Origin of the sequence: Rhodoplanes elegans, assembly GCF_016653355.1 — a bacterium.
In the GTDB taxonomy this organism is placed as follows: domain Bacteria; phylum Pseudomonadota; class Alphaproteobacteria; order Rhizobiales; family Xanthobacteraceae; genus Rhodoplanes; species Rhodoplanes elegans.
The window spans coordinates 1-14,435 of record NZ_NHSK01000001.1 but is presented as its reverse complement, the minus strand read 5'-3'; the positions used below and the strand labels follow the sequence as shown (position 1 = coordinate 14,435).

The following is a 14,435-nucleotide window of genomic DNA, read 5'->3' as shown; positions in this document are numbered from 1 at the left end:
TCTCTATCGTTTACTAGGCAACCCCCGCGCGAGTGGCGCGAGGGTTGCCTAGTAAACGATAGAGAACTTCGAACGAAATCGACTTGCAATTTTAAGGATGGCGCCGATTTTTTTGAGGGTGGGATTGCCGCGCCTCAAACGTCTGAATCGGGGACCTTCTCGATTTGGAGCCGGGCCACAATTCGGTCGATCTCTTGCTCCACCTCGGCAATCGGAAGCATTCCATCCACGGAGTGCAGAATGCCCTGCCTCTGATAATATTCGAGAAGTGGAGCTGTCTGCCGATGGTAGGCGTGGATCCGCGATCGTAGAACGTCGGCATTGTCGTCGATCCGCCGCGGCTCGCGACGCGCGACGGCATTCGCGTTTCGCGCGGCAATCCGCTCAACCAGGGCATGGTCCTTTGCTTTCAGTTCGATCGCTGCACCGAGCCCCAGACCTCGGTCCCTGAGAAATCGGTCAAGGGCCTCGGCCTGAGCTATCGTCCGGGGAAAGCCATCAAGAATGAATCCATTGTGGGTCTCGGGACCATCCAGCCGCTCGAAAACGATAGCCTGAACGATGTCGTCTGGCACAAGATCGCCACGCGCCATGGTATCCTTAGCGAGCGCTCCGACCGGAGCGTCCGATGCGACGGCTGCGCGCAGCAGGACGCCGGCCGAGAGATGCGGGATGCCATACTTTGCGGCCGCACGTTGTGCCTGGGTACTTTTGCCGGCCCCCGGCGGACCTAGCATGACGAGCCGCATTGGAATAACCCCAGGTTTTGGATTGCCTCTTGGCTTTTTGGGCCAGGCAAAGCCGTTTGCCCCCGATTGCCGTCAGGCATAACTTCGTTTCACTTTAGTCCTTTGCCCGGAGCCGGAGCGATCGAGCGCCGTCAGATGGACAACCATGTCGATCACTATTGGCCGTTTTGATCCCCTTTGGGAAAATCGCAAAAAATATAAAGACTTAGCAGTCATGAAGCGGGAGTGCTAATTTTTCCCTCTCGACCTCTTGAATCGCACAACCGGTCTCCCAACTTGTCGGTCGCCGCCTCAATTCGGGTGGTCACTCCTTCGGCTCGGATAATCGGGTGATCTCTTGCATATGGAGGAATGCAATGGAGCTCCGCGCTTGTCACTATGGCTTCGCCGAACCCTCGAAACGATCATATGGCCGCCACGCAAATCGGGAGCTGCAGGCGCTGCGCACGACCGTCGCGTGCGCCAAGGGGCAGGAAATCGGTTCGCCGGATGCATTGAATGCCTATTGGTGGCAGGTGGAATCAGGCGCCGTCAGAAAGGTATTGCTGTTGCCGAGCGGACAACGATGCATCATGGAGTTTTTTCTGCCGGGTGACCTTTTCGTTTGCAACGGCCTCGGATCGCGACGATGTCCTCGTTGAGGCGCTCTGCGACGGTACGATTCTAGGGCGCTACAATCGCGATGAGGTCGAGCGGCTCGCGCGGCAAGACGGTAGCATCGCCAGAATGCTACGCGAAGCAAATCTTCGCGAAGCGTTTCACATGGAGGCTCATATCCTCAATCTTTGGCACCAACGCTCCACCGACAAGGTGCTGGCTTTCCTTGCTCAGATTCAGAGACGTCAGCGGCAAACGCCAAATGGATTCGTATCGCTGCCAATGAGCCGTAACGACATTGCAGACTACCTTGGGCTTTCCGTCGAAACGGTAAGTCGAGCGCTGACGGAGTTGAAGCAACGTGGTATTCTTGAATTCGGCGGAACACGCCAATTGAAGATCGCGCGCCCCTCGGACAGCTTGCTTTCGTTGCCTCTCTATGCCGATAGCAATCAACTTATGACCGCGGCTTGAACAGGTGTCGGGGGGACCAAGCCGCTTTTGCGGCGGCCTTTCGCGGAGCTGCGCCAATCACAAGCGAACGGCTTCTGTCTTGAACACTTGATCCACGGTCTTTTGAACCGGGGCAAGGACAAAATAGGCCACGAGCGCCAGGACGACTGCTGCGGCGACCGCGCATAGAAATGCGCGCATTGTTGCTTTCCTTCAAATAAAATAGGATTGGTTGTTGAGCCGCTTGGAGGGCGGCGGAGCGAGCCGCCGCCCTCTTGCTTGAACTTGGCCTACGGGCTGACGACAATGCGGTTGTCCACCTTGGTAACACCCGGTGCGGCCCACGCTTGCCGCCCCGCTTCCTCTCGCTCCGCCCACGACCGCACGGTTCCTTTGAGGATCACCTCGCTGCCATTGGCCTCCACGGTAATCCGTTTGGCGTCGATCTCGGCGCTGCGCGTGAACGCATCTTCGATCTTGCGTTTGATCTCCGACGGTTGCACACGCGGCTTGATAACAATCGAGTTGATCACGCCACGGACACCCTTGAGCCGGCGCACCGCCGATTCTGCCGTGCTTTTCTGATAGTACCACTCGACATTGCCTTCGAGGGTAATCCAGCCGTTCTTGACCACCACCCGAATGTCTTCGGACGATAGCGGAAGCTGGTTCTTGATCGCGGAAACCGCATCGCGTGCGATATCCGGATCGGGACGTTCGTCGACGCCCGGGAGGCGGACCTCCAGATCGTTGGCAATGCCCTTGACGCCGGACACGCGCTTGGCGGCTGCCTCAGCCTCGTACTTGTCGCTCCAGCTTTTGACGAATCCAGCCAGAGTCACGACCCCCTGCTTGACGGAGACCGCGATGTCGGTTGCGTCAAGATCGGGGTCCCATTGCAGTTCATCTTTCACGTCGCGTTCGATTTCGTTGTCTGTGCGCATTGTCATCTCCAAATCTCTGATTGCTGATCCACCGTCTCCATAGAAAAGGACCATCAACTATTCGCGGCACGATCTATTTCGCATTGACCGCCGTCAATTTCCTGGCCGGGCCTGCGCTTTATGGTGATTTGAACCCTCGGAGACAGGGCCGGTCGGAAACAGAGTCGATCGTATGAATCCCGCAGATTCCAACAGCGACTGGAAGGGAGGTGCTTGCGATCGCACTCGCATCATCGCGTTCCAGTCCGCCTTGCTTGCCATGGCGAGCCACGATCTCCGACAGCCACTTCAGGTCATTTTGGGCACCCACCGATGGCTTGCCCGTCGCCTTACCGGAGAGGAGCGTGAGTATTTGACTTACGGTGATCGCGCAGTCGCCAACATCATCGGAAAGTTCGATCGCATCACGGAGGCATTGCGCGTTTGCGAAACCGCTGGATCGCTCCCGCTCGCTTGTGTCGAGCTCAATTCGACGCTTCAAGATGTCGAGGAAGAGTTTTGCGAACCCGCTCTACACAAGGGTGTGGTTCTTCGGATTGTCCCAACAAGTGTCCGGATTATGAGCCATGCGACGCTGCTGGGAAGCATAATTCGGAATCTTGTGCGAAATGCCATCAATGCAACGTCAAGAGACGGGCACGTTCTCGTTGGCTGCCGCCGTCGAGGAACGCTATGCCGCATTGAAGTGTGGGATACCGGTTGCGGAATACCCCCCAGACTCCTTCAGCAAGCTGTTCGTTGCATTTCAACGGCTGGAATCAAGCCCGTCGAACGGATTGGGCCTGAGGCTCTACATTGTGAAACGAGCGGCCGATGCTCTCGGTCATAGAATCGACGTCCAGTCCTGCATCGGACGCGGCTCTTGCTTTTCAATCTCAGCGCAAGTTGCATGACGATCGGATCTGGGCCCCTTCTAGTTGGACGCAACGCTTTGGATATCCGCGACAAAACCTTCATTATCACCGGCGCCGGTCAAGGAATCGGCCGGGAAATGGCCAAGACCTTGGCGCGGCACAAAGCAAATCTCGCAATCATCGATCGTGACGCTTCCACACTGGAGGAGACGCTGGAGCGATGTGCGGGTTGGGGTGGCATGATCAAATCTTTCAGGCTTGATGTCGCTGACGAACCGGCAGTTGAAGCCGCGTTCCGCAGCATCCGCCTCGCATTTGGCGCCGTCGATGGATTGATCAACAACGCAGGCGTGGTGAGCGATGCTCTTCTGGTCAAGGCTGTTGACCACAAGGTGCAGCGGAAAATGTCGCTCGCGGAGTTCAACAAGGTAATCGCCGTCGATCTGATCGGCGTGTTCCTGTGCGGGCGAGAAGCCGCCCTGCACATGATCGAGGGTCAACGCGGCGGGGTAATCATTAATGTTTCAAGCATTTCTCGCTACGGTAATGTGGGACAAACCAACTACTCGGCCGCCAAGGCAGGCGTGGCGGCCATGACCGTGACGTGGGCAAAAGAACTGGCGCGCCATAACATTCGCGTTGCCGGTATCGCGCCCGGTTTCGTCGATACAAGAATGGTGGCCGGTATCCCTTCGAAAATTAGAGAAAAGATTGTTTCAGGAATACCGTTGCGGCGTTTGGCGACTCCAGAGGAAATAAGTCATGCGGCAATGTTTATCTTGCAGAACGACTATTTTAACGGTCGCGTTCTGGAGGTCGATGGCGGACTACGCTTATGATCAAATTGAGGTTGAGGAAGCGATCTTATTGACGACCGTCAACGCGAAACTCTTGCACCATTTTAGAATGTCCTGAGCAGCCACGGAGACGCACCAATGCCGACGCAAGCCGAAATTGAGGCCGCAGCCCGCGTGCTCTGTCGAATGGCCTATTTTCAAATTCCCGCGAACGAGAGAATTTGCAGCGCCGATCAATGGCCGGATGAGGATGTCGTAGATAACAGGCAGCGTGACCGCGCCACGCCATATAAGCGGTGGGAGACATTTATTCACGAGGCACGGCTTGTGCTTGAAGCCGCCGAGAATGTGAAGGAGACCTGATTCACAGCCCTGCTGAAGGCAACCGCTTCCGATGATATGCGATAAAGCCGCGAGTGAAAGAACTGGCGTGACGAATGGCTCGGGGGCAGACTCCCACTGAGTGCGTCGGGCCAGTCCGACGGGGCAATAGGCGACTTCGCAGACAATGATCGCGGATGCTTACCGCCTGGGAGACGCCAGATGACGAAGATCAAAATTCCACATGACGCATTCGTCCTCGTCGGCGACGGTCATAAGGCTCTTTTTTTGAGAAACGCAGGCGATGAGCAATATTTGCACTTGAAGACAGAACGCGTGTTTGCCGACGACAACCCCCCGGCACACGAGCAGGGCCGAGATCGACCTGGGCGCGTTTTTAAGCGCGCTCGCACAAATTTACGGAGCGCTGTGGCACAGACCGACTGGCACGAACTCGAAAGAGCATCGCTTCGCGAAGCGAGTTGCAGCGGCCGTAGAAAGTCTGATACGTGAGCACAAGGCAAGAGCATTGGTGATTGTTGCCCCGCCACGGACGCTGGCAGATTTGCGCGCGGCGTTCCATCCCGATGTGAGAGGCCGCATCATTGCCGAAATCGAAAAGGATCTGACCAAATGCCCTATCTATGAGATCGAGAAACATCTGGAGTGACGTCGGGTTCGCCGACCGATGGCCCCGTTGTGTGCTGGGTCCTCGCTGATAAAATTGGCATCGAAGACAAGGGCGAGATTTGACATGGGTGAAAGCGCGGCATGTCAACTTATAGGCTTGAACAACTCTTGCGGCCTCGGTCGATTGCGGTTGTGGGGGGCAGTCCGCGAGAAAAATCGCTTGGACGAGCGGTCCTTAAAAACATACGTACAGCTGGCTTTACCGGGGCAATCAGCCTTGTCAATTCGCGATATCCTGCAATTGATGGCACCATATCTGTAAAGGCTTTTGCCGATCTCAGCTCACCGCCGGACTTGGTCGTCATTTGCGTTCCGCCAGTTAGTGTACCTTCGGTTGTTGCGGAAGCGGGGGCTCGAGGTGCTGCCGCAGCTATCATTATCACCGCGGGACTCGGTCATGGCTCCAGCTCACTTGCGGACGCATGCGAGCGATCGGCCCGCGCGGCGGGATTGAGGCTGTTAGGTCCAAATTGCCTTGGCGTGTTGGTTCCAGGAGTTAAACTCAATGCAAGTTTTGCATCCAGCATGCCGCTGGCGGGAGACCTTGCAGTCGTCTCACAGTCTGGCGCCATTGCGGCTGGTATGGTCGAGTGGGCTTCTCAGCGCACAGTCGGTTTCTCCGCGATCGTCTCTATCGGCGATCAGCTCGATGTCGACTTTGGAGACTTGCTTGAGTTTTTTGCTTTCGACCGAGCAACGCGCGCCGTCCTCCTTTATGTAGAGTCCGTCAAGGATGCCCGCAAATTCATGTCGGCGGCGCGCGCCGCGGCGCGTACAAAGCCTGTAGTCGTAGTGAAGTCCGGCCGTCACGCTGCGGCCGCAAGAGCTGCGGCGACGCATACCGGCGCGATGGCTGGCTCGGATGCCGTATATGATGCTGCATTCCGGCGAGCGGGGCTGTTGCGAGTGCTGGACCTTGGTGAATTGTTCGATGCGGCCGAGACATTGGGTCGAGTCAAGACGGTCGCTGGAAAGCGGCTTGCGATCTTAACCAATGGTGGCGGTACAGGCGTGTTGGCGATCGATCGCCTGCTCGATTTCGGTGGTATCGCAGCCGAACTCTCGGAAGACATCCGCGCGCGTCTCGATAGGATCCTTCCCGCCACTTGGTCGAAGTCAAATCCTGTTGATATCATTGGCGATGCCGATGCTGTTCGTTACGAAAAAGCATTGGAACTCCTTGCTTCCGACTCAGCAAACGATGCCGTTCTCGTAATCAATGTGCCGACGGCGCTTGCCTCGGCAACAGACACCGCCAGTGCGGTCACGGACTTCAGTGAAAAGCGACGGGAGAAGGACGGTGTACCAAAGCCGCTCTTTTCAGTCTGGCTTGGTTCTGGCGGAAGTGTATCCGAAATCTTTGACCGCGCAAAAATACCACATTACCCGACCGAAACCGATGCCGTTCGCGGGTTCATGCATCTGGTCCGCCATAGCGAAGCTGCAACGGCGATGATGGAGGCTCCGCCGAGTCTCCCGGAAAATTTTGCCCCGGACATGTCGACCGCTCGCCGCGTCGTCATGGCCGCCATTTCCCAAACACGCGATTGGCTTGATCCGCTGGAGGTTGTCGAGCTCTTCGATGCCTATGCTATTCCAATCGCTCGCACTGCATTCGCCGCTACGCCTGAGGAAGCAGAAAAAGTCTGCGCGTCCCTCCTGACTAATGGCCAGAAGGTTGCGGTCAAAGTCGTCTCTCGCGATATCGTGCATAAATCTGATGTGGGCGGCGTACGGCTCAACCTTTCCAGCCCAATGGAGGTGCGTAGAGCCACCGAAGAAATGTTTGCGACCGTCAAGGCGGCGAGGCCACAAGCGCGAATTATCGGAGTCAGCCTTCATCCCATGATCGTGCGGCCGGCCGCCCGCGAGCTGATCGCCGGAATCGCCGATGATGATACCTTCGGCCCTGTCGTCCTGTTTGGCCACGGAGGAACTGCGGTTGAAGCGATCGATGATAAGGCATTGGCACTCCCGCCGCTCGATTTAAAGCTGGCGTATGAACTCATTAATCAAACGCGCGTTTCACGTCTGCTGCGCGCCTATCGCAATGTTCCACCAGTCAACATAAACGAAATTGCCCTGGTGTTGGTCAAACTCGCGCAGCTTGTCGCGGACGTGCCCGAAATCCGTGAGCTCGATATCAACCCCCTGCTCGCGGACGACAAAGGGGTCCTCGCCCTTGATGCTCGAGTTGCCGTGGCAAAAGTGGTGCCGAAGTTCGCCGGGCATGGCCACCCTCGTCTCGCTATCCGACCGTATCCGAAGGAGTGGGAAAGGCATGTTCGTATCGGTGAAAGCTGGCGTCTGCTCATCCGCCCCGTTCGCCCGGAGGATGAACACCTGGTCCACGCTTTCTTTGAACGCGTGTCCCCAGAAGATTTGAGGCTACGTTTTTTCGCTCCGGTCAAGGAGTTCAGTCATGTTTTTATCGCGCGTCTCACTCAGCTCGACTACGCGCGGGCTATTGCATTCGTGGCTATCGACGAAGCCAACCATGAAATGGTTGGCGGCGTTCGTCTGCACGCCGATGCGAACTATTATGCTGGGGAATACGCAATTCTTCTTCGCTCCGACGTCAAAGGACGGGGGCTTGGCTGGAAGCTCATGAACTTGATTATTGAGTACGCGCAAGCCGAGGGTCTCAAACGCATCAAAGGCCAGATTCTCCGTGAAAATTCGGCAATGCTGCGCATGTGCAGGGAGCTCGGATTTAACATCGTCGACGACCCCGACGATCCTGGCAGTTGCGTCGCCGTGTTATCGCTTTCCGCTGAAAAGAAACACTCCTAACCAAAACGATGTTTCTTGTTTCATAGTCGTTTCTTAAGATCGTAACGCGATCCCTATTCAGAGCACCATGCGCTTTGGTTATATTGTCGTTGCAAAACACAGGAGAGCATCAAGAGCGCCGCGGCAAACGACAGCGCATAGCCAATCAGCCACCAGCCGACTGTATCCGGCGCACTATCCGACGTCGGTCCTATGCTGGCCATCAACAAGCCCCAGACGATCGACACCAGCCCTGCCAATGCTAGTAGCCCCTGGACGTAAGCCTCGCACGTTCGCCGCGCAGCGGCAAGCAAGGCCGCGCCGGTCACAACGGCCCATATACTGGCCAGACCAACAAAGGCGGTTGCGACGATGGCAGGCCAGACGAGAATGGCACCTGCGAAAAATAGATTGAGCGTGCCCTCAAAGATCAATGTCTGCCAAAACTCACCACGCTTCATCCTGAGCAATCCAGCAACAATCGCAGCTACGCCATCAGCCGCAACATAAGCCGCAAAAAGCAGGACGAGCGTTGCAAGTGTATACGTGGAACCCCGAAAGATGCCAATCGCAAGTCCGGCAGCAAGAACTGCGCGGATTGCAATAGCCCACCAATTCCGAGCGAGCCCTTTGCTTCTTGAATCCGCATGAGCCATCGTGACGTTTGTGCGGTCGGTACTGTTCGACGCTGACATAAATCACGACTCCTGCGGATCAAATAACCGCGCTATTTTCGTCTTTTTAGTGTCCTCACATGCTCTTCTATTTCAAGGCAAGTCAGTAGCGACGTATAAGTCGCATCCGCGTCGCCTAACGTCGCCAACCGTATGCAGTGGGCACGATCAGCCAAGTCAAATGCTTCCCATTTGCGTATGATGGTTTCGTATGGCTCCTGCTCCATGCGTATACAACTGTCGAAGACTGCAAGCGGCTCAGCAAGTTCCGCAATCGCTCGACAGTGCCGCTCGATGTTCAGGCGCGGAGGACCTTCTGAAATCAACAAAACGGATGTGGCCACAACAAGTCCAACCAAGCAATTGTTCATAAGAATGCACCGCTATCAGGTTGGGCAAATGGGAGCTGCGAATCACATCCGGTAGGCCAGCCATGGCAGAGGTGGCGGGACGCGAGATCGTCGTCGTTGGAGGGCCATACTGCTCACACGGTAGGTAGTAAACATTGACGGCGGTCAATGACCGTCAACCTGTCCCGCGTCTGTACACGTTGTCCCGGTGCTCTGAGGTCGAACTTTGGATCGCCGGAAGCTAGAGTTTTCCGGCTCTTTCACGATGGCGGGCTGGCTGCGCCATCGTGATTTTGCAGTATGATCGGCGGTTTGTTGCCGATGGTCCCGTGGGGCTGCTCCTCGTTGTAGTACTTGCGGCAATCCTCCAACTTTTCCCGCGCATCTGCAAGGCTTAGGAACCAATGCGCGTTCAGACACTTCGCACGCAGCGGCCCGTTGAACGCCTCGATGAACGCATTATCCGGCATGATGTCGTCGGTCGCCTCGTTCCCAGACTCGATCTGACCGACTAGGTTAGATTGATCCGGGCCTCGGGGCACCGGGAGCACGCAAGTGCGGGCAGGCCGTCGCACTGACGTGAACTGCGAGTTCGAGGTCGTTATCTGGCCGCCCCTGCGACTAGCCCGGATGCGCTGCGAGCGCGGATCCGTAATTGTCGTGTTGCCCGCAGCTCCCGTTTGCACTGACCATGGAGGGAGAGATGCGCATCATTGGCATGGACATCCATCGCGTGGCAGCCGAGACCGTCGCGCTGCTCGATGGACATTTAACAAAGCTCGGCCGCATTCCGATGACCCGTGACAGCTTGGAAGCTTTCGCCAGGGAGGAACTCACCCATGACGATCACGTGGTTGTCGAAGCGACCGGCAATGCCGCAGCCGTTGTCGAAGCTCTGGCACCGTATGTTGACCGTGTTATCATCGCTAATCCGAAGCAGGTGCGGTTGATCGCGCACGCCAAGATCAAGACGGATGCAATTGATGCCGCCGTGCTCGCGAAACTGTATGCCACCGGGTTCCTTCCGGAGGTCTGGATCCCCGATGAGCGCACGATGGCTCTGCGACGGCAAGTGGCGCGCCGTACGCAGCTAGTGCGTCAGCGGGTCCGCTTGAAGAACCTCATTCAGTCGATCCTTCACGCCCACCTCATTCCCCCTTGTCCGCATCTCAACCTTGTAGGGATCAGCGGCCGCCGGTGGATCGCCGCCCAGATAGTACCTGCCGATGAGCGTGCCGCAGTCGAACGGCACCTGGCGCAGATCGACTTGATCCAGAGTTCGTTAAAGGTGGTCGAGGCAGATATCGCGCGTGAAGCGATGTCCGATCCAGTCATTCGGCGGCTGATGACGCTGCCGGGGGTGGATATGACGGTGGCTTCGGGCGTGGCCGCTGCCGTCGGCGACATCCGGCGCTTTGCCGATCCAACCAGGCTGGTGAGCTAATTGGGGCTAAACCCGAGTGTAAGGCAGTCTGGCGAAGGGCCGGCGTACCATGGCCGGATCACCAAGCAGGTCCGCAGCCAGGCTCGCGGGATGCTCGTAGAAGCGGCGTGGGCTGTTGCGCGTTCACCGGGACCGCTGCGCGCATTCTTTCAGCGCGTAGCTTCGCGACGGGGCAAACACATGGCGGCGGTCGCAACTGCACGAAAGCTAGCGATGATCATCTGGCACATGCTGACAAAGGGCACCGACTACATCTGGATGAGGCCCGCGCTGCTGGCACGGAAGTTCCGAAGTATTGAGCTGCGCGCTGGCCTGCCGGCCAGCCATGCCAAGCGCGGTTCAGCCTACGACTACAATATCCCAGAGAAGCGGGCCGAAGAACGAAGCCGCGTCGAAGTTGCCGAGCAGAACTACGCGAACTTCGCATCACGGTGGCGAGCGAAGCCTCGAGCCAAAAAGAAGCACTCTCTTACAACATAAGGCTTGTCTAGAACATCCGTGTCGGTCGGCTTGCCTGGTCGCGAGAAATCCAGCGTGACGCCGCGTTGATAGGCCCACAGATCCAGATCGCGTGACACGAACTCGGTGCCTTGATCGACCCGGATCGTCGCCGGGAACCCCACTTCCTTGCAGACTCTTTCTAGCACTGCCACAACATCGGCGCCGCGGAAGGTAAACCGTGGTTCCAGCGCAGGCGAGAAGCGGGAGAACGTGTCGACGATCATCAACACGCGAAGCTTGCGGCGTGTCGCCAGTTGATCATGGACAAAGTCCATCGCCCAGGTCTCGTTCGATCGCGTCGCTGGCCGTCGATCATCCCGCAGCTTAGCCTTCACTCGCCGCTTCGGCGTCTTGTTGCGCAATTGCAAGCCCAGTTCGCGATAAATACGGCGCATGCTGTTTTGGCCGTGTCGCCAGCCTTCGCGCCTGAGCAGCACGTGGATTCGCCGATAACCAAAGCGAACTCGCGTCCGGCAAATCTCCCTGATCCGTCCTTCGAGTGCTGCCTGTCCGGGGCGACGGGACTTGTAGTGATAGGTGGACGTGTCGACCTTGAGTACACCGGCACCTCCGCCGGATCGAAACACGCCACTCGCCCCGCACCTCGTCAACCAGCTTGCGCTTCCGGACAGGCTTCAGCGGATGACGTCCTGCAGCATTTCCTTGTCCAGGCTGAGATCGCCCACAACCTTGCGCAACTTAGCGTTCTCATCCTCAAGCAGCTTAAGCCGGCGCATCTCAGTCGGCAGCAGGCCGTTGTACTTCTTCTTCCAGTTGAAGTAGGTCGTCTGGCTGATGCCGGCCTCGCGGCAGATCTCCGCCACCGGCATCCCTGCTTCAGAATGAACGCCTTCTGGGCGTCCGAAAACCGCGAGGCCTTCATCGTTCTTAGCTCCCCCCAGCCGGGCAATCGGCGCGAAAAACTCTAACCAAATACGATCCAGTTTGCCGGTCTCAGATCAATATTGATGACCGTCAATGCAGTGCTGATCGAGTGCTTTAGAAAACCAAGGGGGACTTTGTTCGAGAAACAGCGGAGGAAGAAATGGTGTCTCAAGTTCGTACAGACTCGACAATCAAGCGAGACGTCGAAGATGAAATCAAGTGGGATCCATCGATTGGCGATTCCAGTCATATTGCTGTCGCCGTCAAGGATGGCGTAGTGACTCTCACTGGCTTCACAAAGAGTTACATGGATTCTTACCAAGCCGAAAAGGCCGCCAAGCGTGTATTGGGTGTGAAGGGCGTAGCGAACGATATCGAGGTTAAGCTATTCTATGAAAGGACTGATCCTGAGATTGCCGAAGAAGCTGTCAAAGCGATCAAGCGTGAATTGCCGTCAAGTTCGGAAAACATGCGCGTTATCGTAAAGAACGGATATCTGACGCTCGAAGGGGACGCCGAGTGGAATTATCAGAAGGAATGGGCGGAACGCGCCGTGCGTTCGATCTCGGGGGTGAAAGGGATATCCAATCTTATTCAGGTCAAACCTCGCGTGAGTTCGGCCGACGTCAAACGAAAAATTGAGGACGCGTTGGTCCGGAGCGCCAAGGTCGATGCCGATAAGGTTGTCGTCGAGGTAGAGGGCGGCAAAGTAATTCTTAGAGGAACCGTCCGCTCGTGGGCAGAACGGCAGGAGGCCGAGCGCTCTGCTTGGGCCGCTCCAGGGGTTGGTAGCGTTGAGAACAAGATTGTCGTTTCACTTTAGAGCCGGTCAATTTCGAGCGCGCAAGAGCGAGATGGTATTGCGCGCTCGAAATTGCGTGCGATGAGCGCGTTTGCTGTCACTGCTTCCGCTTAGCACCCGAGCCGTGGAGTTGTAGCCGGGGCTGCTTGTGCAAATCGAATTGAGGGGCGGCAAAATCGCGGGCGGATAGTGGAGGTTCTGTGCAGGGCGGTAATAGGAGTGGAACGATTCGCGATGATGTCATCACGTGGCCGTAAGGCGCGAGCAGGAATAGACGACGCGATTGCCAGCCTCGGGAACGGGCTCATTTTCGCCATTGGTGGATCGAAGATTAATCTGCATGCAATATTGCAGTCGATTGTGGTGTTGGAGCAGCGAAGCTTCCATCGGGCTGCAAGCATAATCGGGACTGACCAGTCGGTAGTCAGCCGCAGAGTCCGTAAACTTGAGAACGAATTAGGTGTCTCGTTGTTTGAGCGGCATCGTACGGGTGTGCGCGCGACAGCAGCCGGCAAGGAATTTATTGTTAAGGCGAAGGCGGCTTTATGCGATCTCGACTATGCGGTGAAGGCGGCACGAAGCGCCGGAAGTGGCGCCACGGGCTTCCTTAGAGTTGGCTTTCTCTGCTCACTCGCGTCCGGCTTTCTCCGGAAATTGCTGATAGAGTTTGCCCAAGGCCATAGAGCCGTAACCGTCGACGTGGCGTATGGAGGATCCCGCGATCACATTCGTCAGATACGCGCTCGCAGTATGGACATAGCGTTCTTCACAGGAGTTCCTGAGCTCCCAGACTGTGATGTTGAGTTGCTCTGGCACGAGCGCGTTTACTGTGCTCTGCCGGAAGAACATCAGCTTTCGTCGCTCAAGGCGGTTCAATGGCCGGATCTTCAAGCAGAAAGCTTTATAGTCAGTCGAGACGAGCCTGGTCCCGAAATCCACGAATACCTCATTCGCCGGCTCGCAACCCTTGGCTTTCATCCGCGAGTAAGACGCTTGTCCGTCTGTCGTGAGAGTCTATTCCACTTAGTGTCTATGGGCTTTGGGGTGACGCTGACGAGCGAATCGGCCGTTGCAACTCCATTCCATGGCGTCCGATTCAAACCCGTAGACGGCGATGAAGATCTTCTACCGACGGTGGGGGTCTGGCTTCCCGGCAATGACAATCCGGCACTCCGGCGCTTCGTAAGCCTTGCTCGAGCGATGAAGAACGCGCAGACGTCTGGTCGGAATCCCAACTGAAAGGGACGGCACTTGCGGTTCTGCTGGAGCAAGTCTGAGGAGCGCGATCGCTGTTGTCCTCTTGATGGGACAAAAACCAGAAGGTGGCGTACGTGTGATATCCCCATCGGCGCATGTGATGCGGTTGCGTTCGATGCTTTGGCGGCCGAGTGGGCTGTTCAACTCTACTTCGCGAGCCGCTGGCCCAACCAGAGGTTGGCGCAGCATTTCAAGTGTCGCGCTGCCGACGCGCTTTCGCGAACCCGCGATCTGTCGCCATGAATCGCCGGATCATGTGAGGAATAAGTTTCACGGGATCGGACACGGGCTTGCTCGTCTCTCGTCCCAAGACCTCGGCATAGGCGATCAGTTCGCGGTGCACTT

General features: G+C 56.9%; 12 protein-coding genes and 4 pseudogenes. 10 read left to right on the top strand and 6 right to left on the bottom strand.

Going from position 1 to position 14,435, the window contains the following annotated elements; translation table 11 throughout:
• Positions 1 to 134 precede the first annotated feature (134 nt).
• The gene (locus CCR97_RS00075) at positions 135 to 749 is read right to left on the bottom strand and encodes an adenylate kinase (RefSeq protein ID WP_111357298.1); all 615 of its coding nucleotides are present in this window, start codon (positions 747 to 749) and stop codon (positions 135 to 137) included.
• A 591-nt stretch (positions 750 to 1,340) separates the two neighbouring features.
• On the opposite strand from CCR97_RS00075, the gene CCR97_RS32200 reads away from it, so the two are divergent.
• Complete coding sequence (locus CCR97_RS32200; protein WP_170145826.1) at positions 1,341 to 1,820, top strand: helix-turn-helix domain-containing protein; 480 nt, start codon at positions 1,341 to 1,343, stop codon at positions 1,818 to 1,820.
• Between the two features lie 269 nt (positions 1,821 to 2,089).
• Here CCR97_RS32200 and CCR97_RS00065 read toward each other — a convergent pair whose 3' ends face one another.
• Positions 2,090 to 2,743, bottom strand: coding sequence for a BON domain-containing protein (locus CCR97_RS00065; protein ID WP_111357306.1), 654 nt, complete (start codon positions 2,741 to 2,743; stop codon positions 2,090 to 2,092).
• Between the two features lie 172 nt (positions 2,744 to 2,915).
• Here CCR97_RS00065 and CCR97_RS32470 point away from each other — a divergent pair.
• The 6 genes and pseudogenes from CCR97_RS32470 to CCR97_RS00040 all read left to right on the top strand — a co-directional run bounded on the left by CCR97_RS32470 (position 2,916) and on the right by CCR97_RS00040 (position 8,198).
• Positions 2,916 to 3,636 (top strand): annotated as a pseudogene (locus tag CCR97_RS32470) (sensor histidine kinase).
• Positions 3,606 to 4,436, top strand: coding sequence for an SDR family oxidoreductase (locus CCR97_RS00055; RefSeq protein ID WP_244670178.1), 831 nt, complete (start codon positions 3,606 to 3,608; stop codon positions 4,434 to 4,436). Before CCR97_RS32470 ends, CCR97_RS00055 begins: the two are co-directional and overlap by 31 nt.
• A gap of 96 nt (positions 4,437 to 4,532) precedes the next feature.
• Positions 4,533 to 4,757 carry a hypothetical protein gene (locus CCR97_RS00050; protein WP_146618747.1) on the top strand — a complete coding sequence of 75 codons (225 nt, stop codon included), beginning with the start codon at positions 4,533 to 4,535 and terminating at the stop codon, positions 4,755 to 4,757.
• A gap of 180 nt (positions 4,758 to 4,937) precedes the next feature.
• Entirely contained in the window at positions 4,938 to 5,228 is a 291-nt protein-coding gene (locus tag CCR97_RS32195) for a baeRF12 domain-containing protein (RefSeq protein WP_338049036.1), read from the top strand.
• Positions 5,131 to 5,385, top strand: coding sequence for a host attachment protein (locus tag CCR97_RS32190; RefSeq protein ID WP_338049037.1), 255 nt, complete (start codon positions 5,131 to 5,133; stop codon positions 5,383 to 5,385). Before CCR97_RS32195 ends, CCR97_RS32190 begins: the two co-directional genes overlap by 98 nt.
• A 101-nt stretch (positions 5,386 to 5,486) precedes the next feature.
• Entirely contained in the window at positions 5,487 to 8,198 is a 2,712-nt protein-coding gene (locus CCR97_RS00040) for a bifunctional acetate--CoA ligase family protein/GNAT family N-acetyltransferase (RefSeq protein ID WP_111357302.1), read from the top strand.
• Between the two features lie 53 nt (positions 8,199 to 8,251).
• Here CCR97_RS00040 and CCR97_RS00035 read toward each other — a convergent pair whose 3' ends face one another.
• A complete protein-coding gene (locus tag CCR97_RS00035) occupies positions 8,252 to 8,872 on the bottom strand; it encodes an HdeD family acid-resistance protein (RefSeq protein WP_111357303.1) in 621 nt (206 codons plus the stop codon).
• 589 nt (positions 8,873 to 9,461) lie between these two features.
• Positions 9,462 to 9,665: pseudogene (locus tag CCR97_RS00030) on the bottom strand (integrase core domain-containing protein); the annotation flags it as partial.
• A gap of 239 nt (positions 9,666 to 9,904) precedes the next feature.
• Here CCR97_RS00030 and CCR97_RS00025 point away from each other — a divergent pair.
• Positions 9,905 to 11,125: pseudogene (locus CCR97_RS00025) on the top strand (IS110 family RNA-guided transposase).
• 5 nt (positions 11,126 to 11,130) lie between these two features.
• Here the strand turns inward: CCR97_RS00025 and CCR97_RS00020 are convergent.
• Positions 11,131 to 12,029 (bottom strand): annotated as a pseudogene (locus CCR97_RS00020) (IS3 family transposase); the annotation flags it as partial.
• Between the two features lie 162 nt (positions 12,030 to 12,191).
• Between CCR97_RS00020 and CCR97_RS00015 the strand changes: the two are divergent.
• Positions 12,192 to 12,854 (top strand): BON domain-containing protein, encoded by a 663-nt coding sequence (locus CCR97_RS00015; protein ID WP_111357304.1) that lies wholly within the window; start codon positions 12,192 to 12,194, stop codon positions 12,852 to 12,854.
• Between the two features lie 198 nt (positions 12,855 to 13,052).
• Positions 13,053 to 14,072 carry a LysR substrate-binding domain-containing protein gene (locus CCR97_RS00010; RefSeq protein WP_201159200.1) on the top strand — a complete coding sequence of 340 codons (1,020 nt, stop codon included), beginning with the start codon at positions 13,053 to 13,055 and terminating at the stop codon, positions 14,070 to 14,072.
• Positions 14,073 to 14,280: 208 nt separating this feature from the next.
• On the opposite strand, the gene CCR97_RS00005 is transcribed toward CCR97_RS00010, so the two are convergent.
• Positions 14,281 to 14,435 (bottom strand): DUF2274 domain-containing protein (locus CCR97_RS00005; RefSeq protein ID WP_201159199.1); only part of this gene is annotated, 155 nt, incomplete at its 5' end.